Source organism: Methanocalculus natronophilus, assembly GCF_038751955.1.
Taxonomy (GTDB): domain Archaea; phylum Halobacteriota; class Methanomicrobia; order Methanomicrobiales; family Methanocorpusculaceae; genus Methanocalculus; species Methanocalculus natronophilus.
Genome location: NZ_JBCEXH010000052.1, coordinates 284 through 704 on the forward strand (window position 1 = coordinate 284; position 421 = coordinate 704).

The 421-nt window shown below is 33.3% G+C and carries 1 protein-coding gene; it reads left to right on the forward strand.

Annotated elements, in window-relative coordinates; translation table 11 throughout:
- Nucleotides 1–368 (forward strand): NusG domain II-containing protein (locus tag ABCO64_RS10340; protein ID WP_343089403.1); only part of this gene is annotated, 368 nt, incomplete at its 5' end.
- Nucleotides 369–421: the final 53 nt, after the last annotated feature.

The window sequence follows — 421 nt, forward strand, 5'->3', positions numbered from 1 at the left end:
CCGTTTTAATACTTCAACAACGCACACAAACCTTAGATGGAACAGCGATTGTAAGATATCAAGGACAAGAAATTTTACATATTTCATTAGAAGATGGAAGCGCAGTTGTCTTAAACGATGATTATGTATTAGATATTGATCAGACAAATTTCACATATACTGTACAGGGAAACTTAGGAAAAGTCGTGATTCACTACAACGATCATAAAGTCTCAGTTATAGATGAAACTTCCCCACAAAATATTTGTCAAAATCAAGGGGAAACCAACACGCCTTTAAGACCATTAACCTGCTTACCTAATGATGTTGTGATTACCATAGATTCACAAGTATTTGATCCTGAAGATGATGATGCGATTATACAATAAAAGGAGGATTTTATGGATCCGTTCTTATTAGGCATTTTTGAAATATTATTATT